This is a genomic window from Chryseobacterium sp. D764, assembly GCF_019317325.1.
Taxonomy (GTDB): Bacteria; Bacteroidota; Bacteroidia; order Flavobacteriales; family Weeksellaceae; genus Chryseobacterium.
On sequence record NZ_CP079219.1, the window covers coordinates 1,640,963 to 1,667,429 of the forward strand.

21 protein-coding genes are annotated in these 26,467 nt (G+C 36.6%); 11 read left to right on the top strand and 10 right to left on the bottom strand.

Going from position 1 to position 26,467, the window contains the following annotated elements:
• The first annotated feature begins 448 nt into the window (after nucleotides 1–448).
• Together KYG33_RS07375 and KYG33_RS07380 are read left to right on the top strand one after the other, a co-directional pair.
• Nucleotides 449–3,403, top strand: a complete 2,955-nt coding sequence (locus KYG33_RS07375; RefSeq protein ID WP_219072967.1) for a SusC/RagA family TonB-linked outer membrane protein — start codon at nucleotides 449–451, stop codon at nucleotides 3,401–3,403.
• A gap of 10 nt (nucleotides 3,404–3,413) precedes the next feature.
• The gene (locus tag KYG33_RS07380) at nucleotides 3,414–4,877 is read left to right on the top strand and encodes a RagB/SusD family nutrient uptake outer membrane protein (RefSeq protein ID WP_219072968.1); all 1,464 of its coding nucleotides are present in this window, start codon (nucleotides 3,414–3,416) and stop codon (nucleotides 4,875–4,877) included.
• 268 nt (nucleotides 4,878–5,145) lie between these two features.
• Here the strand turns inward: KYG33_RS07380 and KYG33_RS07385 are convergent, their stop codons facing one another.
• On the bottom strand, nucleotides 5,146–5,658 hold the full coding sequence (locus KYG33_RS07385; protein ID WP_180564131.1) for a hypothetical protein: 513 nt from the start codon (nucleotides 5,656–5,658) through the stop codon (nucleotides 5,146–5,148).
• An 88-nt stretch (nucleotides 5,659–5,746) separates the two neighbouring features.
• On the opposite strand from KYG33_RS07385, the gene bla reads away from it, so the two are divergent.
• Nucleotides 5,747–6,637, top strand: coding sequence for a class A beta-lactamase (gene bla, locus KYG33_RS07390; RefSeq protein ID WP_219072969.1), 891 nt, complete (start codon nucleotides 5,747–5,749; stop codon nucleotides 6,635–6,637).
• A 3-nt stretch (nucleotides 6,638–6,640) separates the two neighbouring features.
• Nucleotides 6,641–7,681, top strand: coding sequence for a serine hydrolase domain-containing protein (locus tag KYG33_RS07395; RefSeq protein WP_219072970.1), 1,041 nt, complete (start codon nucleotides 6,641–6,643; stop codon nucleotides 7,679–7,681).
• 82 nt (nucleotides 7,682–7,763) lie between these two features.
• Here the strand turns inward: KYG33_RS07395 and KYG33_RS07400 are convergent, their stop codons facing one another.
• A complete protein-coding gene (locus tag KYG33_RS07400) occupies nucleotides 7,764–8,879 on the bottom strand; it encodes an acyltransferase family protein (protein WP_219072971.1) in 1,116 nt (371 codons plus the stop codon).
• Nucleotides 8,880–9,062: 183 nt separating this feature from the next.
• Between KYG33_RS07400 and KYG33_RS07405 the strand changes: the two genes are divergently transcribed.
• From KYG33_RS07405 to KYG33_RS07420, 4 genes are all read left to right on the top strand, one after another.
• Nucleotides 9,063–10,127, top strand: a complete 1,065-nt coding sequence (locus KYG33_RS07405; protein ID WP_077418628.1) for a sensor histidine kinase — start codon at nucleotides 9,063–9,065, stop codon at nucleotides 10,125–10,127.
• Complete coding sequence (locus KYG33_RS07410; protein ID WP_077418627.1) at nucleotides 10,120–10,815, top strand: LytR/AlgR family response regulator transcription factor; 696 nt, start codon at nucleotides 10,120–10,122, stop codon at nucleotides 10,813–10,815. The genes KYG33_RS07405 and KYG33_RS07410 overlap by 8 nt, the downstream gene beginning before the upstream one ends.
• A gap of 382 nt (nucleotides 10,816–11,197) precedes the next feature.
• Nucleotides 11,198–11,746, top strand: a complete 549-nt coding sequence (locus tag KYG33_RS07415; protein ID WP_219072972.1) for a hypothetical protein — start codon at nucleotides 11,198–11,200, stop codon at nucleotides 11,744–11,746.
• Between the two features lie 80 nt (nucleotides 11,747–11,826).
• Entirely contained in the window at nucleotides 11,827–12,522 is a 696-nt protein-coding gene (locus tag KYG33_RS07420; protein WP_180564136.1) for an ABC transporter ATP-binding protein, read from the top strand.
• 65 nt (nucleotides 12,523–12,587) lie between these two features.
• On the opposite strand, the gene KYG33_RS07425 is transcribed toward KYG33_RS07420, so the two are convergent.
• On the bottom strand, nucleotides 12,588–14,525 hold the full coding sequence (locus KYG33_RS07425) for an SPFH domain-containing protein (protein WP_219072973.1): 1,938 nt from the start codon (nucleotides 14,523–14,525) through the stop codon (nucleotides 12,588–12,590).
• A gap of 444 nt (nucleotides 14,526–14,969) precedes the next feature.
• Between KYG33_RS07425 and KYG33_RS07430 the strand changes: the two genes are divergently transcribed.
• Complete coding sequence (locus KYG33_RS07430) at nucleotides 14,970–15,407, top strand: hypothetical protein (RefSeq protein ID WP_077418623.1); 438 nt, start codon at nucleotides 14,970–14,972, stop codon at nucleotides 15,405–15,407.
• Nucleotides 15,408–15,537: 130 nt separating this feature from the next.
• On the opposite strand, the gene KYG33_RS07435 is transcribed toward KYG33_RS07430, so the two are convergent.
• From KYG33_RS07435 to KYG33_RS07445, 3 genes are all read right to left on the bottom strand, one after another.
• Nucleotides 15,538–16,338, bottom strand: a complete 801-nt coding sequence (locus tag KYG33_RS07435) for a patatin-like phospholipase family protein (RefSeq protein WP_077418622.1) — start codon at nucleotides 16,336–16,338, stop codon at nucleotides 15,538–15,540.
• 161 nt (nucleotides 16,339–16,499) lie between these two features.
• A complete protein-coding gene (gene lpdA / locus KYG33_RS07440) occupies nucleotides 16,500–17,888 on the bottom strand; it encodes a dihydrolipoyl dehydrogenase (RefSeq protein ID WP_219072974.1) in 1,389 nt (462 codons plus the stop codon).
• Nucleotides 17,889–18,115: 227 nt separating this feature from the next.
• Nucleotides 18,116–18,379 (bottom strand): hypothetical protein, encoded by a 264-nt coding sequence (locus tag KYG33_RS07445; protein ID WP_228408889.1) that lies wholly within the window; start codon nucleotides 18,377–18,379, stop codon nucleotides 18,116–18,118.
• 197 nt (nucleotides 18,380–18,576) lie between these two features.
• Here KYG33_RS07445 and KYG33_RS07450 point away from each other — a divergent pair, with 197 nt between their 5' ends.
• Both KYG33_RS07450 and KYG33_RS07455 read left to right on the top strand, forming a co-directional pair.
• Complete coding sequence (locus KYG33_RS07450) at nucleotides 18,577–18,963, top strand: hypothetical protein (protein WP_077418619.1); 387 nt, start codon at nucleotides 18,577–18,579, stop codon at nucleotides 18,961–18,963.
• A 122-nt stretch (nucleotides 18,964–19,085) separates the two neighbouring features.
• On the top strand, nucleotides 19,086–19,967 hold the full coding sequence (locus tag KYG33_RS07455; protein ID WP_077418618.1) for a hypothetical protein: 882 nt from the start codon (nucleotides 19,086–19,088) through the stop codon (nucleotides 19,965–19,967).
• Between the two features lie 66 nt (nucleotides 19,968–20,033).
• On the opposite strand, the gene KYG33_RS07460 is transcribed toward KYG33_RS07455, so the two are convergent.
• The 4 genes from KYG33_RS07460 to KYG33_RS07475 all read right to left on the bottom strand — a co-directional run bounded on the left by KYG33_RS07460 (nucleotide 20,034) and on the right by KYG33_RS07475 (nucleotide 26,463).
• Nucleotides 20,034–22,658, bottom strand: a complete 2,625-nt coding sequence (locus KYG33_RS07460; RefSeq protein ID WP_257468952.1) for a beta-glucosidase — start codon at nucleotides 22,656–22,658, stop codon at nucleotides 20,034–20,036.
• 297 nt (nucleotides 22,659–22,955) lie between these two features.
• Nucleotides 22,956–24,398: an alpha-L-fucosidase gene (locus KYG33_RS07465; protein ID WP_077418616.1), complete on the bottom strand. Its 1,443-nt coding sequence runs from the start codon at nucleotides 24,396–24,398 to the stop codon at nucleotides 22,956–22,958.
• 50 nt (nucleotides 24,399–24,448) lie between these two features.
• Nucleotides 24,449–25,348 (bottom strand): TIGR01777 family oxidoreductase, encoded by a 900-nt coding sequence (locus tag KYG33_RS07470; protein WP_077418615.1) that lies wholly within the window; start codon nucleotides 25,346–25,348, stop codon nucleotides 24,449–24,451.
• A 410-nt stretch (nucleotides 25,349–25,758) separates the two neighbouring features.
• Entirely contained in the window at nucleotides 25,759–26,463 is a 705-nt protein-coding gene (locus KYG33_RS07475; RefSeq protein WP_219072976.1) for a YqjF family protein, read from the bottom strand.
• Nucleotides 26,464–26,467 lie beyond the last annotated feature (4 nt).

Below are 26,467 nucleotides of genomic sequence, written 5' to 3' on the forward strand. Positions count from 1 at the left end.
AATTCAGTAGGTTAATATGATTTATCTCATACGTTCTTTTTACTGGGGTTCATCAATTATTAAATAATTTTGACACAGTTAAAAAAAAATAAACTCTATTCTCATGAATAAGAACTACTTTGATTCTTACCTATGCACTATTATGGTGGCAGCTCCGGCACAGCAAAAGTGTTGTAGAATGTCTGCTTTTTCACAGCACACCTGTATTTCTCAAGACATGTGCTTTGATATGATGTGCAACATGATGATGTCATAACTTTTTAAGAGATACATTCATTACTGTAGGAATGAAAGCCATAAGTTCAAGGCTTCTTTAATCCGGGTACATCTCCTGTACATTTTATTATTCTATTTCTTATATCTCCCTGAAAAAGGAGGAGGAAAGTTATTATTGAGTACAGACAGATCAGCAGTAATACACAATTCAATTTAAACCTTGATTAATATAATGAAAAAGAAACAATGTAAACTTGGTGTATTAGCTTTGCTCCTATTCGCGGAATATGGCTATGCCCAAACTAAAGACAGCCTTTCCAAAGAAACTTCAATAAAGGAAGTGGTTGTGGTAGCCTTCGGGAAGCAGAAAAAAGAGGAGATCACAGGATCTGTACAGTCATTGAAGGCAAAAGACCTGTCTAATCTTCAGAATGGAAATATTCTTCAGGGAATTGGAGGAAAAGTAGCAGGTGTACAGGTGATCTCTTCCGGTCAGCCTGGTTCTCAGCCAACCATCAGAATGAGAGGAATAGGTTCTATCAATGCTTCAAGCGACCCACTGATTGTACTGGATGGTATTCCTTACAGCGGAAACCTGAACAGTATTGCCGCATCGGATATTGAAAGTATTTCTTTTCTTGAAGATGCTTCTTCTAATGCTCTATACGGATCCCGAGGGGCCAATGGAGTGATTATTGTGAATACGAAAAGGGGGAAGAGTAAAGGAGTAAGTATTGAAGCTGATGTAAGAACTGGTGTCAATTTCAGATCTATTGAGGATTACTCCGTTTATACTTCTCCACAGGATTATTATACTGCTTATTATAACAGAGCCAGAATTGGTGAAATTGCAAGACTGAAGCAGCCCGGTGCAGTTCCTTCCGGACCAAGCCCGCATGACGTGGGACTTGCAGCGCTTACCAAACTGGGGTATAATGCTTATAGCGTTCCTTTTAATCAATTGATTTCAAAGGATGGATCTTTCAATCCTGATGCGAAGCTATTGTATCAGGACAACTGGAAAAAACTGCTATTCAGACCTGCATTGAGAAGAGAAGCCACGGTAGGAATCAATGCCAATGGAGATCAGGTAAAGTCTTATACTTCTCTTAATTATCTGGATGACAAAGGGTATTTAATATCTTCCGGTTTTGAAAGATTCGGGATCAGATCGAATGTAGATTACTCCATCACATCAAAACTGAAGTTGACCAGTGCTTTGTCTTATACCTACAGTAAGCAGGATTTTGGGGAAACAGGAGGCTTTTCCAACCCTTTCCAGTTTGCCAGAAATATTGCACCATTTTATCCTGTTTTCCTCAGGGATAACAATTATCAGCAATTGTATGACAGCAACGGAAATGCTCTGTATGACTATGGAGACGGACAGGGACCCAATGGGGCAACAAGGTCTTACGCCGTTTTTGAAAACCCTGTGGGCAACCTCCAGAAAGATAAATCTCAGATCATAAGTAATATCACCAATCTTAACCTTGGTTTAAATTATGAAATCATCAAAGGACTGGATTTCACCTATAACTTTGGAGCTTATCTTGAAAATACAAGAAATCTTCAGTTCGGAAATACGGAAGGCGGAACTTCATCTTCTGTAGGAGGTACTATTTCGCAAAGTTCAAATTTTAAATATACTCTGAACCATCAGCAATTGCTTACTTATCAGAAAAAACTGGGAAATCACAGTTTCAATCTTCTTGTAGGTCATGAATTAAACAAAATAAAGGATGATGGTTTTTCAGGTTCAAAACAACAGCTTTTATTACCTGATTCTCAAGCCTTCGATAATGCCGTAAAAATTACCGGGCTATCAGGAAATGGCTATGAATATGCTGTAGAAGGGTATTTCACAAGGCTATTGTATAATTATGATGGAAAATATTTCTTTAATGCCAATATCCGTAGGGATGGTTCTTCTGTCTTTTCTCCGGAAAGCAGATGGGGAAACTTCTATGGATTGGGCCTGGCCTGGAATATTGCAAAAGAAGATTTTCTTAAGGACAACAGCGTAATTAATTCTTTAAAATTGAAAGCTTCTTATGGGCAGCAGGGAAATGACAACATTCTTTTAGGAGGTTCCAACAGAGATTATTATGCTTACCAGGATATCTACGGAATTAATAATTTCGGTGATGACAAACCCGTTCTTTCGCTTAAAAAACAAGGAAATAAGGATTTAAAATGGGAAACTTCCAAAAATCTGAATGCCGGTTTTGAGCTGTCACTGTTAAAAAACAGAATCACCCTGAATGCAGATTATTTTGAAAGAAAAGTATCGGATATGATCTACACGCTTCCTCTTCCTCCATCCAATGCAGGTTCTTATGTGAAATACGGAAATATAGGAGATATGACCAACAGAGGTGTTCAGGCTAATATAAGTGTGGATATTCTCCGTGGTGGTGAGTTCCAATGGAGCGCTTATGCCAATGCCACTCATTATAAAAATAAGATTACAAGATTACCGGCTGAGCAGAGAAATACAGGTCTGGTTTCCGGATTATTTATTCTGACAGAAGGTGGAGACCGCTATACGTATTTCCTTAAAGAATTTGCCGGAGTGAATCCTGAAAACGGAGATGCTTTATGGTACCGTACATCCATCAATCCTGCCACTCAGAAAGAAGAGAGAACTATCACCAACAATTATAAGGAAGCTACAGATTATAACACTGGTAAATCAGCAATTCCAAAGGTATATGGTGGATTCGGAACAGATTTCAGCTATAAAAGATTCAATCTGGCAGTGAATTTTGCCTATCAGTTCGGAGGATATGGATATGATGATATTTACAGAAGCTTATTCCATTCGGACAGCTACGGATCTAACTATTCAACGGATCTGGATAAAACATGGACTCCTGAAAATCCAACTGCTGAATTACCAAGAGTAGATCTTAATGCTACCAATCAGAATGGAAATTCAACGCTTTATCTGATTAAATCGGATTATATCAGTCTTCAGGATGTAACGCTCTCCTATCAGCTTCCTGATGGTTTCGCACAACAGGCAGGCTTATCAGGTCTGAAAGTCTATGTGACAGGTAACAACCTGTATTTGTGGTCTAAGAGAAAAGGATATGACCCAAGAGCTTCATTAACAGGAGTTTCTGACGCCTACCGATATTCTCTTTTATCAAGTGTCTCTTTAGGTTTTAAACTTAATTTTTAAAAGAACAGGAATGAAAAAAATAAAATACTTTTTAGCAGCGGTAACCATAGGTTTTATGATCACCAGCTGTGCCAATGATCTCAACACTTTACCGGAAGGTGATATTTCAGGTGAACAACTGAATAACGACTCTTCCAGTCCCGAAAAAATTCTTGGCGGAATCTATCTTGATCTTCGCAGTAATGGCTCCGGCGGTACTACCGTTCACTCCGATTTTGGAATCATGGGAATTAAAGCAGGTGCCGACCTGATGTCCAATGATATCATCCAGTCTACGAACCAGCATTTGGGAATGTTTTATAATTACGAAGCTACCAATGCCAGCAACATTGCTTCTGAAATTGTATGGACTACTTTTTATGCAAGAATATTTGTGATCAATAAGCTTCTTGATGGTTTAGATAAAAATGCGAGTGCAAAGAACAGAGCCATTGCAGGACAGTTATTAGCTTTAAGAGCCTACTCTTATTTTTATTTAGTCCGTTTTTATGCCAACGATTATGGCGGTCATCAGTCTGAACCGGGACTTCCATTGGTGCTTACCGCAAGCAATCCCAGCCAGGGACTTCCCAGATCAACTGTTGCTGAGGTGTATGGACAAATCAAAAATGATATTGAGGAATCTATTACACTCTTAGATACTTATGCACGTCCGTCCAGAGCCCAGATCGATAGAAGAACCGCCAAGGCCATTGCAGCTGAAGTATTTCTGGAAACGGGAGATTACATCAAAGCGGCTCAATATGCTGAGGAAAGCAAACAGGGCGTTGGCCTTATGACAGAAGATGATTATACCACCACCGGATTTTCCAATATCAATAATCCTGAGGTAATATGGGGTTTTCATAATACGATTTCTACCATGAGCATTGGAAATTATTATGCCTCATTCTTCTCAATGTTTGATAATACCAACGAAGGATATGCCGGTGCTGCTCAGATCCGTAAACTGATAGACAAACGGCTTTATGAAGCAATTCCGGAAACGGATTACCGTAAAAAAGTGTTCAATGGCAGTCAGGCTGCGGCTTATACCTTTAACGGAAAAACAAAAAACTACCCACCTTATGTAAGCTGGAAATTTAAAGATCCTACTCTTTTTGAAGGAGATTATATTTATATCCGGGCTTCCTCATTATATTATGTACAAGCTGAGGCCCTTGCCAGACAGGGAAGAGAAACGGAAGCAAGACAAGTATTATTCGAGATTACCTCGAAAAGAGATAAGGCGTATACACTCTCTACAAAATCTGGTAATGCCCTGATCAATGAGATTGTCCTTCAAAAAAGGATAGAACTTTGGGGTGAAGGCTACGCGTGGTTTGATATGAAACGATTAAACACCCCTTTAGAAAGAGTATACACAGGGACAAATCATACTTTTGGGAGGTTCAATCTTACTCCTGATAAATTCAGATTCCAGATTCCTAATAAAGAGATTAATAATAACCCACAAATCAAACAGAATGAATAGATAAGCTAAAACAATTTTACATTCAAATATATTCAGTGACGAGGCGCCATTTACAAGTAAATGGTGCCTTTTTTATTAATAATGACTCAGTTGTATGTTTTTCAAACGCAAAGTTTTTATTATTTAAATTATAATTAAAGCAAGCGACAAAGCCGCATGAAGCTTTATGACAGTACGTCCGCTTCAACAGAATCAATGTAGTTGATTCCACCTTTGCTTCCTCAAAAAAAGTAAGGATAAAAAAATAAACTTTGCGTCAAATATTTATCTATTTTACAATAATATCAGACTTATAATTGTCTTTTAAAAGCTCTCCATTTTTATACAAACGCTGGTTAATGACCTTCCCCTTTTCATTGAAATAAAGCCACAAAGCATTTTTCCTCCCTAAAGAATCCAATCGCCCCATTTCTTTCGGCATTTTGTTATTGTGAAGAATCTGGATCGGAAACAGGCCTTTCAAATCTTTTAGAGAATCCATTTTTTCAGGAATCAGTTCCGCTTCATTTCCTATTTTGAAAGTATACTTTTTTCCTTTATCACTTTTAAGAATAAGCTCATCACCTGATATCTCATATTTTCCCTCTGAAAATGGAGCTGTTGAAATCTGATCATAGCTTATATATTCTGTTTTTAAAAATTCAAAAGTTCCGTTTTTTATATACAATGAATATACTCCGCCTCCGGATTGCAGCTCAACATATTTCGGATATTCTTTGTCTTTTTTACAGGAAATAATCGTGAAAAGAATGATAAAAAGGCTAATAGTTTTTATTTTCATGGAACTAAATTATTAAAATATTTACAATAGAAGAAGGAGTGGAAATACATATATTTGGAAATCAAAAAAACTTTAAAACCAGATTCAAATGCAGAAAGGAATTATTTTCACGCTATTTGCGCTCTTATTCAATCTCCTTATTTTTTCACAGCACAAGAAATCTCCTGATCTTAAGAAAACCATTGAATCTATTATCTCCAATAAGAAGGCAGATGTGGGTGTTTCAATCATTGGACCTGATCAGAAAGAAACAATACAGATTAATGGTAATACATTGTATCCCATGCTCAGTACAGTAAAGTTTCCTATTGCTTTAACGGTGTTGAAAAAGGTAGAAAAGGGTGAACTTTCTTTACAGCAGAAACTATTCATTAAAAAAGAAGAACTTCTTGAAGATACCTGGAGTCCGTTCAAAAAAGAACATCCTGAGGGTAATATAGAAATCAGCCTGGAAGAAGCTCTGAAATGGATCGTTTCCTACAGTGACAATAATATCAGTGATATCCTGATGAGGTTGGTTGGCGGGTCGGAGCCTGTTCAGCAGCTGGTCAACAGTAAAGATTGTATCATTCAAAACAATGAAGAGGATATGCACAAAGACTGGGAATCTCAGTTTGTAAATAAAATAACACCCAACGAAGCTATCCGGCTCCTTACAGCATTCAGTAATGGAAAAATACTGAATAAAGAACATAGCCTGTGGCTCTATAACATTATGCTCAATAACACTGCCGGACCAAAAAGGCTTAAGGGCAATCTTCCGCCGCAGGTAAAAGTAGCCCACAGAACTGGAACATCTTTTACCAATAAAGAAGGAATGACAGGTGCCATCAATGATTTCGGAATTATTGAACTTTCAGACAACAAAAAGATATACATCGCTGTTTTTGTTCATGATACCAATGAAAAGTTCGAAAATGCAGAAGCAATTATTGCAGACATCTCGAAAGCAACTTATGACTATTACCATAAAAAATAAGGAATGACCCAAACACAATTATTCTTCACAGCTCTGTTTTCAGCAGTACTGTCTGTTACCGCAACAGCTCAGAAAAAAGACATTTATAAACACAAAATAGACAGCATTATAACGGCTTCCAGTCCAATTGCATTCAACGGCGTTGTCTTGGTTACTCAGAAAGGAAAAATCCAATACCTGAAATCCAATGGGTACAAAGATTTCGAAAAGAAAATCCCGGTGAAAACAGATGACCAGTTTGAAATCATGTCCAATTCAAAACAGGTTACCGCTGTTTTGATTTTACAGGCTGCAGAACAAAGAAAACTAAACCTCCACCCCCCTATTAAAAAATATCTTCCAGCTCTTACCCAGACCTGGGCAGATACGGTTACTGTACATCATCTTTTGAACCATACTCATGGTATTACAGATATAAATAAACCGACAACGTTCAAAGCCGGCTCCCAATTCAAATACGGTAACCTCTCCTATATGATGTTGGGGGAAATTCTTAAAAACACAACTGGAAAAAGCTTCACAGAACTTGCCACTTCTCTTTTCAAAAAGCTAAAAATGGATAAAACACTGGTATTCAACACCAGGAACAATCAGTCTCTTGTTCCCGGCTATATGAACGAAGACAATCAGTTTGAAAAAGTGAAACAATCATTCCTGAATGATAATATTTCTCCTGCAGCTGGTATTATTTCTACGGTGCAGGATCTTGCTAAATGGGATGCAGCATTATTTAAAGGAAAACTTCTCTCTCCTGAGTTTCAAAAGCAGATGCTGACTCCTTCCACAAGCTCCCAGCACAACGTTTTTGGAAAAGAAAGTATGGGGTTTGGTTACAATGTAAGATTTATCAAAGAAGCAGGTCTTGATTATTTTGCAGTGACAGGTCTCGGAGATGGTTTTACATGCCTTAATGTCTATTTTCCTTCTACAGATACTACTTTGGTCATTTTAGAAAATCAGATGCCTGAAAAAAGTGAATACTGGAGCTTTAAAGAGGCTTCGATAAAAAATGTGGTTCTAAAAGCGATGACTTCCAATCAATAATTTTTTATGCTAACTATTTACGAGTCAGTTTCTATTCCGAAACTGACTCTTTTATTTTTTATGCTCCCGCAGATTTAGAAGGCTATACAGATTTTTTTAAAACTTTGGATTTAAGGACAGAGAAAGGTTTTTCAATAACAAAACGGTAAAACAAGCCACCCAAAATACAAGCAAACAGACAAATCAAAAGAGTGATATTATCTGAGGTTTCAAATTTAAAATAGTCAAGAAGTCCCTGTATCATATGGATAATTCCTTTATGTGAAAGGTAAACAGTATATGACAGAGCAGCCAGCTGAGCCGTAATATACGACTTTGAACGATACAGGAAAGACGATTGTGAAATGGCAGCCATCAGAATAATTCCATAGCTTACCGCCACCAGTGTAAACCCAAATACAGAAGCCGTTTTGGAAGCCTGTTCATTACATATCCAAAATGAAATTCCCAGCAATACTATTCCAAGAAAGAAAAGCTTATTTCCATTGCCGGCAACTATTCTTTTGAATATTGAAGAATACTGCATGAGATAACCGATCATGACACCCATTCCCAGGCCATCTAACCGTGTGTGGGTAGGATAATATATTTTCATATACCATAATTTCCAGAAATCTGTGGAAGAAGTATCTGCCACCACAATAAACTCATTCCATGCCATCAGCCTTGCTATAATAGAAAATCCAATGACAGCCATCATCAGAACGGCTATATATCTGTACAGTTTTGTTGGCATAACAATCAAAAGAAACAAAGGAAGAATAAGGTAAAACTGTTCTTCAATACAGAGTGACCATGCGTGAGAAAATGTTCCCCGGCTGATGACATCCAGTCCATAATTTTGAGTAAAAGTGACAAACTTCCATAAAGGGGATAAAGCTTCCCTTTCTCTGAAAAAAGGAAATATAAAATAGAGAAAAAGAGTAAAAAAGTAAGCCGGAATAATTCTGAAAAAGCGTTTTATATAAAATGCTTTCAGACTGATATTTCCCTTATCTTCTATTTCTTTGAACAACTGGCCTGAGATCAGAAACCCGCTTAAAACAAAGAAAAGATCCACTCCTGTCCAGCCAAATCTTCCAATGCTGTCGATCCAGCCCGGATGCTTAAATGCCCGATAGTGATATAGTAACACGAGTAAAATAGCAGCAGCCCTCAGGTGATCCAACCCGTAAAGCCTTTCAGAACGTTCCGTCATTATTTTTTTATGCAAATATTGACCAATTTCCAACTCCTTTCTTTCATAGAATCCGAACAACGGCCTATTCAGTACCGACAACAAAACAGGAAGTTTGTACCATAAATGATGTTATCTGACATTATTTTAAAGTATTCTGCATGACATTTCTCTGGCGTAACTTAAGTTTTTATATTTTTGAAGATGATGAAAACTCCATCAGGAACTCAGATCAGACAAACTCTATACTTCCAGCTGTTCTTCTGGATTGCTTTATTTTTATTCGGAACGGCAAGAATGTATGGAGAATATGAAAGTGGAGCTTTTAAAGAAATAATGATTTATAACTTTTGTCACTGGATTTTCCAGATTGCAGGAGCCAATTTTATTTATTTTGTGCTGGTCCGCCATTTTTTTGACCGGAAAAAGTATATTACATTTTCACTGTATCTTATTCTCAGTCTTTATCTTATTTCTGTCATCAACAGGTTTTTCCTTGTTTATATTGCAGAGCCTCTTTTTACCCGGGAAGTGAAAGACAGTGTTTTCAGTATTTTCACAGATATTCCTTACCTCTTGCTCCATTATACATTTACTATTATCAGCGGGGCATTTATCTTTATTTCAATCATGTTTTTTATAAGGTATAAGGATGAAAAGGAACGAACAATCAAACTGCAAAAGGAAAAAACAGAACTGGAATTACAGTCTCTCAAATCCCAGCTCAATCCCCATTTCCTCTTTAATACCCTGAATAATATTTATTCGCTGTCGATCAGTAATTCTGACAAGACTTCACAATCAATCAGCCAGCTTTCTGATATACTGGACTATATTTTACACAAAGGACAGAAAAAATGGGTAACCGTTTCTGATGAACTGGCTATTATTGAACATTATATTGCGCTGGAAAGCCTGCGGTATCATAATGAAAGGTTAAAAATCCAGAAACACACCAGGTTAAACTCCCCAAATACCATTCCGCCCCTGCTCTATCTTACTTTGGTAGAAAATGCCTTTAAACATGGAGCCGGAAAAAGTTCCGAAACCACAGAAATAAAGATTGAAGTGGAAACAAATGATCTTCATTCTGTTTTTAAAATTGAAAACACTTTCTCAGACCACCAGACAGCCAATGAAAAAGGAATCGGGCTGCAAAACATACAAAGACAGCTGCTCCATCATTATCAGAAAAATTTTACCTTCAGTATCTCACAGGAAAACAATATTTTTAAAGTTGAAATAAGTACTCCTTCACATCATGATTAACTGTATTATTGTAGATGACGAACCTCTGGCTATGTCATTACTGGAAAACCATATTTCTAAAATCGACGATTTAAAGTTGGTGGGAAAAGCTCAAAATGCAATGCAGGCTTATAAAACACTGCAAAATCAGACTGTAGACCTTATGTTTCTGGATATTCAGATGCCTCACCTCAATGGAATTGATTTTCTGAAGTCACTGTCTCAGAAGCCCAATACTATTTTCACTACAGCTTACCGGGATTTTGCCATTGAAGGTTTTGAACTGGAAGCGGTAGATTATCTCCTGAAACCCATTACTTTTGAACGGTTTTTCAAATCTGTAGAACGTATCCTGAGAACTACAGCCGACCATACAAAAGATTATATCCTCGTCAAAACTGAAGGAATGCACCGGAAACTTATGCTTTCGGAGATCGTTTATTTTGAAAGCCAGGGAAATGACATCAAGGTAGTACTCGTTACCAATGAAAGGTTTATTTCGAAAAGTAAGATTACAGATTTGGAACAAACGCTATCTGGTAAAGGTTTTGTAAGAATTCACAGATCTTTTATCATTAATTCTACTGTTGTGACGGCATTCAGTAATAATGAAATTATTGTCAACAACCATAAGATTCCCGTAGGAAGAAGTTATAAACAGGAGTTTGATACCTTGATATCTTCTGTTTCAAGAAATAAATTGTTATAAAATTGTTTCCGAAAATTCCACGGTCATGTTTTCTGCTTCTCTTGTAGAATTTAATCTATAATGACATTTTTTTAACATTAATTTTAAATTAGTCATTAGCTCAGCCTTATTTGAGTGATTTCCAATCTGTTTTTCAATGCATTACATCCTATAAATAATGATCAGTCAGTCTTAAAGCAAATTGACTCTGCGCTCACAAAAAACAACCAAACAATTAATTAACAAACACTTACATAAACAATGAAATCCATAGCATCCGCGGATTATCTCATCATGATATTAAAAAAAAATATTACTTTTGCTTAAACAAATAAAATTGTTTTTTAGCTTTTTTATTAGTAAATTTATGTACACCAAGTTGTAAAACATTAAAATTCATTTTATGAGAAAAATAATTCTACTTATTACTTGTATGTTCGGTATTTCAGTTTTCTCACAGATTAAAGTGTTGAAGAATGAAAGTTTGGTGGAAATTGGTAAAGATAATTCTGTTGGTCTCTATAAAAAGGAAGATAAATTTACAGTCAACTACCAGGATCTGAACACCGCCAACCTGAATACAATCCGATCTTTTTCATTTCAGAATATTAATGGTGATGTTACCGGATTATTTAAACTTATTATGGATGGGTTTATCTCTGCTCCTGGTGAAAATATTATCCTGGAACTGCCTAATGATATCATTGAGCTTCATTATGAAAAAAACTATGGCCAGCCAACCGTACAGTTTATCCAGGTGATCAATAAGAACCGGAAATATATAGGAAAATCACAGTTTTTGACCCAAAAACAGGTGGAGAAAATTTTCGGCAGAACCAATGGAAAGTATGCCATGTATGACAGCCTCGGTTCTGTAACCAAAGGAGCTGGTAATAGTGCCTCTACTGCTGCTCCGGCAACAGGTGGAACCAAGAAAAAATCAAAAAAATAATTATATTTTATAAATATTGCGAAACTCATTCTATCGGATGAGTTTTTTTATTTTATTTTTGCAGAAAGACATTAAAACTTATGCCGCTTCAGATAATCAATTTAACCAAAAAATTTGGTGAGCAGACTGCCCTTGACAATATCAACATTTCTATTGATAAAAATGAGATCATCGGTCTTCTTGGCCCAAACGGTGCCGGAAAATCTACCCTGATGAAATCTATTGTCGGAGCACTGAAAATTGACCAGGGTGAAATCATTTTCAATGGGATGAATATCTCAAACCATGAGATTGAAAGCAAAAAGAAAATAGGCTTTCTTCCTGAAAACAATCCGCTTTATCTGGAAATGTACGTAAAAGAATATCTTCAGTTTGTAGCCAATATCCACAAAATATCAGAGTCCAGAGTAGATGAGGTGATAGAACTGGTAGGAATCACACCAGAAAAATCTAAAAAAATCGGACAGCTTTCTAAAGGTTACAAACAACGTGTAGGATTGGCTCAGGCTATTATTCATCAGCCGGATTTACTGATTCTTGATGAACCTACCAATGGTCTGGATCCCAATCAAATCATTGAAATCCGTAATGTGGTAAAACAAATCGGCCAGCAGAAAACCGTTTTACTTTCTACTCACATCATGCAGGAAGTGGAAGCACTTTGTTCAAGAGTTATTCTTATTCATAAAGGAAATATTCTTCAGGACTGCCCTATTGATGAGTTCAAAGGTAAATTTGAAAGCCTGGAAGAGGCGTTTGCAAGTTATACAGTATAAAGAAATACAAAATCGCCCGGAAAAATTTCCGGGCGATTTTTTTTTAATTATTCTTCAAGTTAAAATCAAGAATTGTTATCCGGTTTCTCCTCAATTACAGCAGCCCTTTCAGCATTTTTCTTTTGTACCTGTTCCAAAAGCTGAAGTCCTAAAAGTCCGCTAATTCCGCCATTCGCTGAATCTCCGTTTCCTCCGATTAATACTTCAGGCATTATTCTTACATTCTGGCTGGCAATATTTTCCATGATTTTCAATTGGGTAAAGTTATTTCCGCCCATTGCTTCTACAGATAACTTATAGGATTCTGCATTAGATTTACCAATGGCCAGAATTTTTTCTGCTTCTGCATTACCTGTTAATGAAATTTGTTCCGCATTTGCTTTTGCCAGCAACTCTATCTTTTCTGCTTCAGCTTTTGCGAGAAGTCTTGTTTTTTCTGCTTCACCTGTGGCCAACAGCTTCAATCTGTCTCCTTCTGCATTCGCCTGCAATCTTACGGAATTGGCATCTCCGGTTGCTTTTTTCACTGATGCATCAGCTATTCTTTCCGCAATCACAACACCCTGATCCGCTTTTACAATTTCTTTCTGCATATCAGCAACAGCCGTTTCTTTTTCCAGAGCCTGACGCGTTTCCTGAGCCAGCATTTCAGTTTCGTAAGTAATTTTCTGTTCTTCCGCCAATTTTCTATCCGTTAAGGTTTTCATTAAACTTTCCGGAGGAACAATCGCTCCTATCAAAGTATCTACTGCATTTACATTATATTGTTCCAAAACACTGCTGATGTGGTCTTTTGCCGACTGCTGTCTTTCTTTTCGCGTTCCCAGAAATGCAATCACATCACTATCCTGCGCTGAATTTCTAAAATAATTCCCAATAGTTGGCTCTAAAACCTGGCTTACAAGATTGATCATATTTCCAAAGCGTGCAATCACTTTTGGAGCTTCATACGTCGGAATATGGATGATTTGCGAAACATCAAGATTGAAAGGGAAACCGTCTTTACTTCGTACCGTAATCGTTGAGAGGTTTTTATCCAGCTGGTGAGATTCGCTTCTTTCATAAGCCCAGTTCAGTACCAAATTGGTGGTAGGAACAAATTCAACCTTCATAATATAAGGATTGATGGGATATTTTCCGGGACCAATGGGTTCTGCCCAAACTCCTTTACGGCTTTTCTCAACAATGTTTCCATGTTTAAAATCAATCCCGCTCAAATCTTGTCCTTCTTCTCCTACATAGCTGATAATAACTCCCACATGGCCAATTGGAATTTCCGTCATTTTCACCATTTCAACTTTTGTAAACCAGGGATTCAGGAAATAAGAACCCGCCAGAATTACCTGCTCCTGAAGACCTTTAAATCCTCCGCTATTTAAAAAAGTATCTACATCCTGAAATTTATTATGTCCATTGATAATTTTACCCGCAATCTGACCTTCTGCTAAAGGGTCTCCTTCCATGGTTGTGATAACCCCCACTGCATTATCAGGAATCTGAGTCATATCCGTTAATTCTATTTCAAATAATAACGTGTTGATTCTATAGGATCCTGGTGCAATAATCGCGGTCTGACGGCCTTTTCTTCCTCCGTTTTTCAAAAAAGCTTCAGCATCCTGAAAAGAATCACAATCAACTTTTCTACCTAAGATTCTTCCGGTTTCTAGTTCTACCCCATCTTTTGCCAGCAATAATCCTATTTTTCCGGTCGGAATCACTGTAAAAGATTGAAAATCGATAGTATATTGCCATATCCATTTTCTGAAATATACGCCCGGAGCTAATGTCTGAGCCTGAAAACCCGCTTCTCCACCGGTTGCAATAATTCTTCCTTCCGGAAGTTCCTGCTTGCCAACCAACACAAATTTCTTGGTTACCAAACCTATTTTGTCCTGAGGAACAATGATTAATCCAAAGAAAATTCTTAAAATGAATTTATAAAAAAGTACGCACAAAAGTGCAATTACGGCCGGAACCATCCAGCCATGAAAAGCTAATTCCATAGTTTTGTTTTTTATTTTTGATTATAATTGAAAACAGGGGTTGTGCTCTGATTCTTCAGAATATGAAAAAACAGAGTACGAATTATGTGATAATTCTTTCGAAAAAATTAAGAAATTACAGGAGGAGATGTATTAAAAATCGTGAAGATGATTTCTGATACTTTTAATAGAAAAAACTTAAAATTAATTAGTTTCATTTTGATAATAAAGGAACGAGATCCTTTGATGGTACAAATGTACAGAAGAAAAGTATTCAGTTGTTTCAAAAACTGACAATATTTCACAAACAAAAATACAACAAATTGATAATCAATACAATTATTTCTAAAAATAAATATTTAGCGGTCTCCGAAATCTCTTCCCGGCACTCTATATTCTTCTTTTTAATTAAAATATGGCGCTATATTTGATAGACTCTGAAATGTTAACCAATAGCCACTCAATATGATAAAGCACATTTTACTAGGAACTTTCTGCTTGGCTCAATTTTCTTTTGTTTATGCCAAAGAGGTTCCGAATCCGAAAACAGATATTTCTGTAGCTTCTTCTGCTCTTCAACAAGTACCCAAAACAGTTATTATTAAAACCAAAAAGTTCAAGATCAGAATCGACAAACAGCCAAACGGCAAATACCTTTATCAGTCATGGAATGCCAATGCAAAGATCACAGCAAAACCAAGCATGATCATCAGCGATGGTGAAATGATTCCTGACGGTACTGGAGGGAATTATTATATCACTTTCAGCAATGAGGGGCACAGCTACCAGATCTGGAGAAATTACCTTACAGATTCTCCTAAAAAAGCGCCTTACACACTGGTTGTCAACGATGCCAATGATAATGAAATTGTACGTCAGGACGGATATGTAGTCAAAAATTAGAATGAGATAAAAGCTGGAAGCTGGAGGAGAGAAACTGGAGGTTGTTACAGTCTGTCTATAACTTTACTTTAAGAACTCAAAATTCGCCTTCCTTTGTATAAACTGAAATCCTGCGTTGATGCGGGATTTTTTATGTTCCGGACTGTTTTAATTCTTCAAAATAACCACTGGTTTCATAGCTTTCTTTAGCTGCTTTATAACCAATATTAAAAATCTGTTCCAGCCTGTCTTTTCCACGTTCAAAAGTACCGTAAGCCGCTAGTTTTTGAGAGGAAATGAACCAGTCACAGTAATCAAATTTTATTTTTTCAATTCTATAGGAAAGTAAATCATAGGAACGGGAAACGATTGCTTTAATGGAGTTCAGGTCTTTGATTTTAGCTTCGTTGGGTGGAGAAACAAATACTCCGATGAGCTTATCACAGTCATCTCTGATGATATCTGCCGGAAAGTTGTTCAGTACACCTCCATCACAGTACATTTCCTCTCCAATAATGTAAGGGGTTGTTATTCCGGGAATGGAACACGAGGCAATGATAGCATCCACAATCTCAAAATCTTTGTCAAAAATCTTCTGGGTTCCGGAAACCAGCTCTGTGGCCACAATTTTTACTTCAATATCGAGATCACCCAATTTCATTTCATGAAAAATAGGCTTCAGATAGTTCCGGAAAATCACTGAAGAAACAAACCCCGGCTGATTGAATGTAAAATGTTTCCAGTTGAAAAAATATACAGAATTGAAAAATTCCAGAATTTCTTCCGGCGTTTTTCCGATAGCATGAAGACATCCTACAATAGATCCTGCACTACAGCAGGAAAGGATATCTACTTCAATTCCTTTTTCCTGTAAGAATTTTAATACTCCTGCATGAGCGATTCCTTTGGTACCGCCGCCTGATAAAACAAGTCCTACTCTGTCAAAATTCATAGAATAAATGTAAGGAAACAGCCTGAAATAATCGAGTTAATTTTTATAAATATGCTGATTTTAAAATTATTTTAATAAAATCAATGGTTTTATTAATGTATTTCAACGAAAAAGCCCGGATATCTCCGGGCTTTTATATATTGATTTCTGTATATTTCAGATTAAATGTGAATCACTTCACCGTAAGCAGCAGCAGCAGCTTCCATAATTGCTTCAGAAACTGTTGGGTGCGGGTGAATAGACTTGATGATCTCGTGACCTGTAGTTTCCAGTTTTCTAGCTACCACAGCTTCAGCCACCATATCCGTTACTCCTTCACCAATCATGTGGCATCCTAACCATTCACCATATTTAGCATCGAAGATTACTTTGATAAACCCGTCTGTGTTTCCGTTTGCAGTAGCTTTACCACTTGCAGAAAGAGGGAATTTACCAACTTTGATTTCGTATCCTTTTTCTTTAGCCTGCTTTTCAGTAAGACCTACAGAAGCTACTTCAGGGTGACAGTAAGTACATCCAGGAATATTGCCATAGTCGATTTTTTCAACGTGCATCCCTTTGATTTTCTCAACACAAGTGATTCCTTCTGCAGAAGCAACGTGAGCCAAAGCCTGAGTTGGGATAATATCTCCGATTGCATAGTAACCTGGTACTGAAGTTTCGTACCATTCGTTTACCAATACTCTTCCTTTATCTGTCTGGATACCTACTTCTTCTAATCCGATATTCTCGATATTAGCAGCAATACCTACAGCAGATAATAAGATATCAGCTTCCAGAGTAATGTTTCCGTTAGCTGTTTTAACAGTAGCTTTTACTCCTTCACCACTTGTATCAACACTTTCTACAGAAGCGTTTGTCATAATCTCGATTCCTGTCTTTTTCAGAGATTTCTCTAAGTGTTTAGAGATTTCTTCATCTTCTACAGGAACGATGTTTGGCATAAATTCAACAACAGTTACTTTAGTTCCCATTGTGTTATAGAAGTCAGCAAATTCTACCCCGATAGCTCCAGAACCTACAACAATCATAGATTTTGGCTGCTCAGGAAGAGATAACGCCTGTCTGTATCCGATTACTTTTTTACCATCCTGTGGTAAGTTTGGTAATTCTCTTGAACGAGCTCCTGTAGCGATGATAATGTGGTTAGCTGAATATTCAGTTACTTTACCCTCTTTATCTGTCACAGAAACTTTTTTACCTTTCTGTACTTTTGCAGTACCAAGAATTACGTCAATCTTATTCTTTTTCATCAAGAATTCGATTCCTTTGCTCATTTTGCTGGCAACACCACGGCTTCTTTGAATTACATTCGGGAATTCAAAGCTAGCCTCCACTTTATTCAAACCATAATCTTCAGCATGGTTGATATAATGAAAAACCTGAGCAGATTTCAATAAAGCTTTAGTTGGAATACATCCCCAGTTAAGGCAGATTCCTCCTAAATTTTCTTTCTCGATAATTGCGGTTTTGAAACCTAATTGCGCTGCTCTGATCGCAGTAACATATCCACCAGGACCACTTCCAATGACAATAATATCGTAATTCATTACTTTAAAAATTTTTATGCGAATTTAAGGAAAAATATTGGATGTTTGATGTTTCTGTAAACCGATCTTAAAATGCATCAATAAAGCTGTTTTCATTCAATTTTAAACAAATAAAGAGGATACAAACGCATCCTCTTTCAATAAATTTTATTTTATATTAAAAACTTCTCAAAATTTAAAATATAAAAAACGGCTTTTTTTATTTTAATAACCGCAAAAATTCTGTATTATTTAGCCTGTCTAAGTAATCGTTTTTCAGTCGCATATCTTTGATTTAAGGCTTTCATCTGATCCCTTTTCATCTGTTTGGTAGCAAGCGGATGATTAAGAATGAGCTTTTTCTCAGTGTTATATTTTTTGGTGAGCTCTTGCATTTTAATATTAACCAATTCCGTTTTTGATGGATGTGGAGGAGCTGGTGGACGTTTCTGGGCAGAAACATTCATTGATAAACCTAATACTAATAGTGTTGAAATTAAAAACTTTTTCATGATGTTCATATTTTTGAATGACTTCAATAAATTTTATAATTTTCATTAAATTCATTCCGGTTCGTTATAAATCTTGCATATATCATACCAATATTTTTTGGAAAGTAAAACCCACACTGCAAAATTATTGGCTCATTTGAAATAATGGCTGTTAATAACGGCCTATTTTTCATACATTTATCTTTTAATAAGCACCTATGAAAACGTCTGTAAAAAAGGGCAATCTAACCAAAGACAGTATCTGGATGAAAGAACCTGAAGTCCACGATTTTCCTGCAGCACAGGATTATCTGGAACTGCTTTTTGAACCGGATAAAGCCAGAAAGATGGTTGAAAAATTAAAGGCAGCCCCTACCATTACAAAAAAATCGAAAGATATTTTAAGAGCCAGCAAGCTTGCCCTTCTTCCTGAAACCAATATTCATGTAAAAGAAAACCTGAAAAAAGTAGAAAAAAATAAAAAACTTTCGCCCATACTTTTGGTAAGAGGTGAAAATGAACTGATTATTGCAGATGGTTACCACCGCCTTTGCTGCAGCTATTATCTTACCGAAGATCTGGAAGTCCCGTGTAGGCTGGTTTAATATTTCTCAACAGTTATTACATTCTTAAATAGTGATTTATTTAAAAATATATAATTTATTAAGTTTTATTTAATTTTTAGTTATTTTTTTTCTATATTTGATCGAAACCAAATTTCCAACACATGAAAAAATACATTTTGATCCTTTTATTTGGAACCCTTCCCTTAACTGCACAAGTAGGTATTAATACTACAACTCCTAACAGCACACTTGCTGTAAATGGTTCCTTGAGGGCTGGCTATAGTGAAGTCACCGCCACTGCTTATAATATTCTGACTACTGATCATTATATTACTTATAATGGAACAGCCGATGCCACATTTACCCTTCCTGTCATCGGAACCGGAACAACGAGTTTTACGGGGAGAATTTATAAGATCAAAAACATTTCGCCGAATAATATCACACTTCAGGCTTCCAGCGGTAATACCCTAAGAATTGACAACACTCCTGTTGCTTCTTTTGTGATTCCTATCGGTGCCTATGCTGAAGTTGTGAACAACAGCAATACAACTGGCGGAACATGGGATTTGTCTTTTACAGTTCTTCCTAAACCGAGCAATGTGGAAATCTATGGAACGCAAGTTCTCATTCCTCCTCATAGACTTGGAACAGCACCTGTTGCCGACTGGACTAACCATGGTAATCCTGGTTATGATACAGGAACAACCAATGACAGATGGTGGATCATTAGCAAAACATCAGTAGATAATGCTCACACGTCACTCTATTCCAATGCCAGCAGAATGACCTTGGTTTATGAATATCAGGGTACTCCGTTCAACGTTACCAATATGTATCCAATCCTTACAGCAGGAAATAATTCAAGTTTCCCGGATGTATTTACAGCATCTTTTGTAAGCCTTGCCAATAACGGTACTGCCGGAAGAACAAGACTTACTGTATCTGTAGCCCGTATAGATTTCATTGGAAATAACGGATCTAATAACAGTAACTGGACAGGAACATTCTTATTGAACGTTCTACTAGCCCGAAAATACTAGATATCTTCAAAAAATTAAAAAACAAAAAGAGCAGGAATTTCTGCTCTTTTTGTTTTTTAATTTAATCTACAAAACTTCAATATTTTGTTTTAATGGCAGGTTCTTGGATGAATTGCCAACCATAATTCTGTAAGTTCCTTTTTCTACAACCCATTCCATTTTTTCATTCAGGAACTGTAATTGCTTCATGGGAACTTCAATGGTGATAGATTTTGATTCTCCGGGCTTCAATTCTACTTTCTGAAATCCTTTAAGCTCAATCACCGGTCTGGAAACAGTTGCCAATAAGTCTTTTACATAGAGCTGAACAACTTCGCTTCCTGCTTTTGGTCCTGTATTTTTTACATTGACTTTAGCAATTATAGTTTCATTTTCTGAATATTTGGTTTTGTTCAGCTGTAAACCGGAGATTTCAAAGGTGGTATAACTTAAACCAAAGCCAAACGGATACAATGGTTCACCACTCAAGTCATAATAATCATTTCCTCTTCCTGTTGGATGATGATTATACGTCAGAGGCAGCTGACCTTCTTCAACCGGAAAAGTGATGGGCAGTTTCCCTGATGGATTTTCAGCACCAAAAAGGGTTTTTGCCACAGCATTTCCTCCTTCTTCTCCCGGATACCAAACATCTAAAATAGCACCTACTTTATCTTTCCAGGCAGTTGTTTTTATAGCAGATCCACCTACTAAAACTACTGTTAGCGGTTTTTTCAATTTTGAAACTTCATGAATAAATGATTCCTGATTTCCGGGTAAACTCAGTGAAGAACGGTCCTGAAATTCGCCTTCATGAATACCGGCAGTAACAATGATATAGTCTGCATTCTGAGCAAGATCTAAAGCTTCTTCATACTCTTTCCGGTACTTATGAAGTCCATAGTTCCAGATCAGCTCAAGGTTTGCTTCTCCCCGATTTTCATGAAACTCAATGGTAATGTCATATTTTTCACCTTTTACGAAATCTAGATCAACCATTTTGGTGGAATAGCTTAGTTTTTCCCATTGGTCAATGATTAATATTCCATCAAGGTATAATCTGAAGCCGTCATTTCCGCGCAATCCTAACTGATACTTTCCTGAATCCGGTGCTTCCAGTTTTCCTGTCCAGCGGATGCTGTAATGATCAGGTTGAAGTTTTTGAGGATCGGGTGAGTATAAAGTCCATTTAAAATTGAGCTGTTCATCCTGTTTTTCAAAAGCCGGATTTCCTTTTAAATTGGTATCAGAGAAATAGGTCCCTTTTAATCCTTTTTTGTTTTCGGAGGATAAATATTCATTGGAAATTGTAGTAAAATCCTTTACATTCCAATCAATCCCTTTTGAATAAACGACTTCAATATTTTTATCTCTGGTATAATTTTTAATTCCGTCAACAATATTAATCTTTTTGTTTCCAGGCCCTGAATAACCGCCTAATCTGGCATCAACAGCATCTGTTCCTACCACCAGAATTCTTTTTACATTTCCGGGAACAGGAAGGGTCTGATTATTATTCTGGAGCAAAACGAAAGACTCTGCAGCCGTTTTTTCTGCCAGCGGTTTATGATTCAGTTTTTTTAATTCTTCAATTTCTTTGACTGAAACATAAGGGTTTTCGAATAATCCAAGCTCAAATTTAGCTCTCAATACTCTTGCAACAGCATCATCAATTCTTTCTTTTGATATTCTTCCATCCAAAAACGGAGGAATAAAAAGCTCATAATGTTTATATTCTGTCTGAAAAATCACATCCAGCCCTGCATTGATGGCCTGTGCGGAAGCATCATCATAATCTTTTGCTGTAAAATGCAAGACATTTGCGCCTCCTACCGCACTTGCATCACTGATGACGAAGCCCTTGAAATTCCAGTCTTTTTTTAACTTTTCTGTTAACAGCCAATGATTAGCGGTTGAAGGTCTTCCATCAAGAAGATTATAAGAGGTCATTACTGAACGGCTTTTTCCTCTTGTAAAAGCATTGTGAAAAGGTATTAAATGTGTTTCCTCAAGGTATCTTTTGCTCCAATGAATCGGATATGAATCTCTTCCACCTTCTCCTACATTGGCAAGAAAATGCTTCGGAGTAGTAATGATTCCCATATTTTCAAATGAACTGACAAAACTAACTCCCATTACTGAGGTCAGAAAGGGATCTTCACCGTAAGTTTCCTCTGTTCTGCCCCATCTCACGTCACCTGCCAGATTTACTACAGGGGTCAGAATCTGACGGATTCCTCTCAATTTGGATTCTTTTGCAATCGCTGTTGAAACCTTGTTCATCAACTCCGGGTTGAAAGTGGCTGCCAAACCGATGGCCTGAGGAAAAGCGGTAGCTCCTTCTCTTACCAATCCGTGTAATGCTTCGTCAAAGGGAATAATCGGGATTCCTAATCTTGATTCTTCTACAAAATACTTCTGAATAGCATTGATTTTTTTCACCAATCTTTCGGCATCTTCATTGGCGTTATATTTCAACAACTGCCCTGCAGCGCCGCCTCCCTGGTTTCCAGCACTTACCTGCAATCCAAAAATCCCATGAGAATATTGCCCCTTTGGGACGTTATCCAAATCTCCGGGAATCATAAAACACTGCCAGAATTTTTCTTCAGGGGTCATTCTCTTCAGCAGATCCTGAACTCTGGTTTCAATGGATTGTTTTGGGTCTTTATATAAGGGTTTTTGAGCAGAGAGAAATACTGAACTCAACAAGAAAATTCCTATAATTTTAAATCGAAGTTTAAAACACATCTCAAGAATAATTTAGTTTAAAATTTGTTCTTTTACCTTGAAGCAAAAGAACCAAAAGTTCAAGACTTGGAACTCTCCGCTAAAAATAGAATCTGCTCTCTAAAAATTCTAAAACTCGTGTGAATTTAATGTTAGTTTTCCTGTTCAACAGTTGTCTCGCACTCAAACACTAGAATTTTCTTAACGTTCACAGACTATATTTTCTTAATGCTTCGATTTCCTATGTCACTTTAATATAAAAATAAGTCACCAATTCAACTATTGCGTTATTTGAATTACAGTTGAATATTTTAACTTATTTCTTTCTTTAGGTAAATTAATTTCAATTGAATTTCCTAATTTTTTCCATTGAATTTTGTTTGACAATCCTAAAACTTTCAAAGATTTTGGTTTAAAATTATCAGGAATTGTAAAACTTAATGTTGATGGAGCCTTATATTCTGATTTTTCATCAAGATGGAAAACATTTACCGTATGATGGTCTTTGCTTTGGGTATAATAATAATCTCCTTCGTGATAGGGAGCAATGCTTCTTGTAGAAAAAACAGCAGACTGATTTTTGTTCATCCAGCCGGAAATCTGCTGTAATCTTTCATACACTATGGGGTCATAATCACCATTAGGTCCGGGAGCGATATTCATCAGGTAATTTCCTCCTCTGGAAATGATTTTCACCAAGGTTTCAATAATCTTTTGAGAGGTTTTATAGTTGTCATTGGGAACATAGGAAAAGGAATCTCCCATGGTGATACAGCTTTCCCAAGGGATGGGAAGAGCATGTTCCGGAACCGCCTGCTCTGGTGTAACATAATTTTCCCATTTTCCGGGAACGGTACGGTCTACAATAATAATTCCCGGCTGATTTTTCCTGGCCATTGTTCCTATTTTATCCATATCAATATCCTGCTCTACTTTGATCGTGCGCTGCCATTCAACTTTCGGATCAATGGTATGAAAAGGACGTACCCAGCCTCCATCCAGCCAGAGTATATCAATTTTACCATAATCGGATGTGATTTCGTTCAGCTGATTGAAGGTGAATTTTTTAAAACTCTCCCATCTTTCCGGATATTTTTTAGGATCATAATTTACATTTCTGTCTTTCGGCGGAAAGTAAGGCCACCAGTAATCATCGGAATGCCAGTCAGGCTTTGAAAAGTAAGCTCCGATTTTAAATCCTTCTTTTCTGAAGGTATTGAAGATTTCTTTCGTCACATCAGATTTTGGATTTTTTGAAAAAGGAGTTTTAGGAGAAGTGATTTTATAATCTGACTGCTGGGTGTCAAACATCGCAAAACCATCATGATGCTTCGTGGTAAAAACCACATATTTCATTCCAGCTTTTTTTACTGCATCCGCCCATTTTTGAGGATTAAACTGAGTGGGATTAAAAGTTGTCTGAAGGTTTTCATAATTCTTTACATATTCGTCATAAGATTTCCCATGCTCAGGTTTTCTCTGCGTCCAAGATTCGTCTTCAGGGCATAAGCTCCAGCTTTCAACAATTCCCCACTGGCTGTAGGTTCCCCAATGCATAAACAGTCCGAATTTCATATCCTGCCACTGGTCCAGATTCTGAACAACAAGAGGGTCTGTGGGTTTCTGATATCCGTCAGACACATTATGAGCCTGTGAAAATACTACTGAACTTATTAAAAAAGATGAAAGGAAAAAAGGTTTTAATTTGGGTATAACCAACATATGGAATAGTTTTCCGCTAATTTAATTATCCTTTGGGAGATCCGCAAACATTAGGATTCCAAGAGATTAAGAATAGCTTCGTCAAATCCGGAAAATGAAAACTGAAATCCATTTTTTATCAATCTTTCTGGGTACACATTACGGCTTTTTAAGAGTAATTCGGTTTCTGTATTCAGGAATACAGATGCAATTTCCAGCTGCCAGACAGGAGCATTGAGTCCAAAAGGAACATTCAGTTTTTTTCTCAATTTTTTCATCATATTTTCATTGGAAACCGGTGCAGGGGCGGTTATATTGATCGTTCCTGACATATCCTCATGCTGAATAATCCAGTCTACCGCTTTACAAAAATCATCAATATGAATCCAGCTTACCATCTGATTTCCACGTCCCTGTTTTCCTCCCAAGCCCAATTTTGTAACCATTTTCAGTTTTGGGAAAGCTCCACCATTATTCCCCAAAACAATTGATGTGCGGAGGGCAGCTTTTCGTATTCCTTCATTTTTGACTGCAAAGAATTCTTTCTCCCAGCTTTTGCAGATATTCATTGAAAAATCATCTCCTATAATTCCGTTTTCTTCTGTATTGAGATGTTTTTCAGAATGAACGTAAATGGTAGCAGAACTAGCATTCAGCCACACTTTTGGTATTTCAGAACATTGATCTACTGCTCTTTGCAATATTCTTGTACTATCAATTCTTGAAGAATAGATTTCCTGTTTATTTTTCTCATGATAACGACAGTCTACAGATTTTCCTGTAAGATTGATCAGAACATCTGCTTTTTCCAAAGTGTTTTTCCATTCACCCAATGTTCTGGCATCCCAGTAAATTTCGTTTTTACGTTGAGGATTACGGGTCAGGATATAGATTTGGTTTCCTTTTTCCGTAAAGTATTTCTCAAGATTTTCACCAAGAAATCCGGTGCCTCCGGCTATGATTATTTTCATTGTTTTAAAATTTTGAAGATTTGAATGAATATCTTTGATTTAATTCTTCCATATTCTGAAGCCTTTCCAAATTAAAAAAATCAGCAATCCTGCTATAACCAGATTTTCAATTTGTAAAACAGTAATCAGATATCTTGACCTACTAGTATTGATACTTCTCTGAAATAAAAAAAACAGAATGACAAAAGAAAAATTTAAAATAGCACTGCATACAGTCTTAATTTGATAACGACGAAGGATTATATTCATGACAATCAATAACAGAATAGGCAATAGAGTCGATGCTAACAATGCAAGTAGTATTATATATCCTAAATCGGGAAACAGTCCAGTCATAGTTATTATCGTAAAGATTATTGTCTTATTAATTTTTTATCAGATTTTCATAGATACTTTAATCTCATTATTTTTTAGCTGATACATTTTTTGGTTTTGACTTGAATTTGTGAGCCTTCGGCCAACATTACGGAAAGAGGTTTCTGATGATTCAAACATTCAAAATTATTTCCGTAGATCTTTTGAAAGTCAATATCCACATGATGCTCTTTTACGGTGTAACAATCCCATTTTGGATGGCATACTTCATATTCGGTGGTTGTATTTTCCTTTTTTGTAAAGCCAAAATAATGTTCTGTGATAAATTCAAACTCTGAGTTTTCTTCCATAAGTTTTGCCGTACGATCAGCCATAATTTCAATAGAATGCCAGCTTTTATCTTTCCATGAATACCGGATCAGCAGTTCGTCCCCACTTTCATGAATCTGGTTTTTCATTGGCATTGTGTAATAATTTTCTTTGTACAAAGTATTGGCGACAAAGCTCAATGCAGGTTTGGGAACAATTTCTTTGATAAATACCACACCTCTTTTCCAGACTCCTTTTTCTTTTTTCTTTACATAAAATCTTAGGTTCACTTCCTCAAAGTTCCGGTGAAAAGGAATGGGTAATCCCAGCAGTTTTGTATTTAAAAACATGAATCCTACTAAGCTTACATAACATCTACCTTTATAAAAATCGAGTTCTGTACCTTTAGGTAAATAAGGCAATAAGATTTCAGGATCTATTTCGTAATTGATGATGGCCAGCTTCCGCCATTCTGCTTTTAAAAAATTCATAATA

Excerpts from the sequence above, each read along its gene's own strand:
- KYG33_RS07375 (WP_219072967.1), top strand. The coding sequence starts at position 449 with ATGAAAAAGAAACAATGTAAACTTGGTGTATTAGCTTTGCTCCTATTC.
- KYG33_RS07380 (WP_219072968.1), top strand. The coding sequence starts at position 3,414 with ATGAAAAAAATAAAATACTTTTTAGCAGCGGTAACCATAGGTTTTATG.
- KYG33_RS07385 (WP_180564131.1), bottom strand. The coding sequence starts at position 5,658 with ATGAAAATAAAAACTATTAGCCTTTTTATCATTCTTTTCACGATTATT.
- bla (WP_219072969.1), top strand. The coding sequence starts at position 5,747 with ATGCAGAAAGGAATTATTTTCACGCTATTTGCGCTCTTATTCAATCTC.
- KYG33_RS07395 (WP_219072970.1), top strand. The coding sequence starts at position 6,641 with ATGACCCAAACACAATTATTCTTCACAGCTCTGTTTTCAGCAGTACTG.
- KYG33_RS07400 (WP_219072971.1), bottom strand. The coding sequence starts at position 8,879 with ATGACGGAACGTTCTGAAAGGCTTTACGGGTTGGATCACCTGAGGGCT.
- KYG33_RS07405 (WP_077418628.1), top strand. The coding sequence starts at position 9,063 with ATGATGAAAACTCCATCAGGAACTCAGATCAGACAAACTCTATACTTC.
- KYG33_RS07410 (WP_077418627.1), top strand. The coding sequence starts at position 10,120 with ATGATTAACTGTATTATTGTAGATGACGAACCTCTGGCTATGTCATTA.
- KYG33_RS07415 (WP_219072972.1), top strand. The coding sequence starts at position 11,198 with ATGAGAAAAATAATTCTACTTATTACTTGTATGTTCGGTATTTCAGTT.
- KYG33_RS07420 (WP_180564136.1), top strand. The coding sequence starts at position 11,827 with ATGCCGCTTCAGATAATCAATTTAACCAAAAAATTTGGTGAGCAGACT.
- KYG33_RS07425 (WP_219072973.1), bottom strand. The coding sequence starts at position 14,525 with ATGGAATTAGCTTTTCATGGCTGGATGGTTCCGGCCGTAATTGCACTT.
- KYG33_RS07430 (WP_077418623.1), top strand. The coding sequence starts at position 14,970 with ATGATAAAGCACATTTTACTAGGAACTTTCTGCTTGGCTCAATTTTCT.
- KYG33_RS07435 (WP_077418622.1), bottom strand. The coding sequence starts at position 16,338 with ATGAATTTTGACAGAGTAGGACTTGTTTTATCAGGCGGCGGTACCAAA.
- lpdA (WP_219072974.1), bottom strand. The coding sequence starts at position 17,888 with ATGAATTACGATATTATTGTCATTGGAAGTGGTCCTGGTGGATATGTT.
- KYG33_RS07445 (WP_228408889.1), bottom strand. The coding sequence starts at position 18,379 with ATGAAAAAGTTTTTAATTTCAACACTATTAGTATTAGGTTTATCAATG.
- KYG33_RS07450 (WP_077418619.1), top strand. The coding sequence starts at position 18,577 with ATGAAAACGTCTGTAAAAAAGGGCAATCTAACCAAAGACAGTATCTGG.
- KYG33_RS07455 (WP_077418618.1), top strand. The coding sequence starts at position 19,086 with ATGAAAAAATACATTTTGATCCTTTTATTTGGAACCCTTCCCTTAACT.
- KYG33_RS07465 (WP_077418616.1), bottom strand. The coding sequence starts at position 24,398 with ATGTTGGTTATACCCAAATTAAAACCTTTTTTCCTTTCATCTTTTTTA.
- KYG33_RS07470 (WP_077418615.1), bottom strand. The coding sequence starts at position 25,348 with ATGAAAATAATCATAGCCGGAGGCACCGGATTTCTTGGTGAAAATCTT.
- KYG33_RS07475 (WP_219072976.1), bottom strand. The coding sequence starts at position 26,463 with ATGAATTTTTTAAAAGCAGAATGGCGGAAGCTGGCCATCATCAATTAC.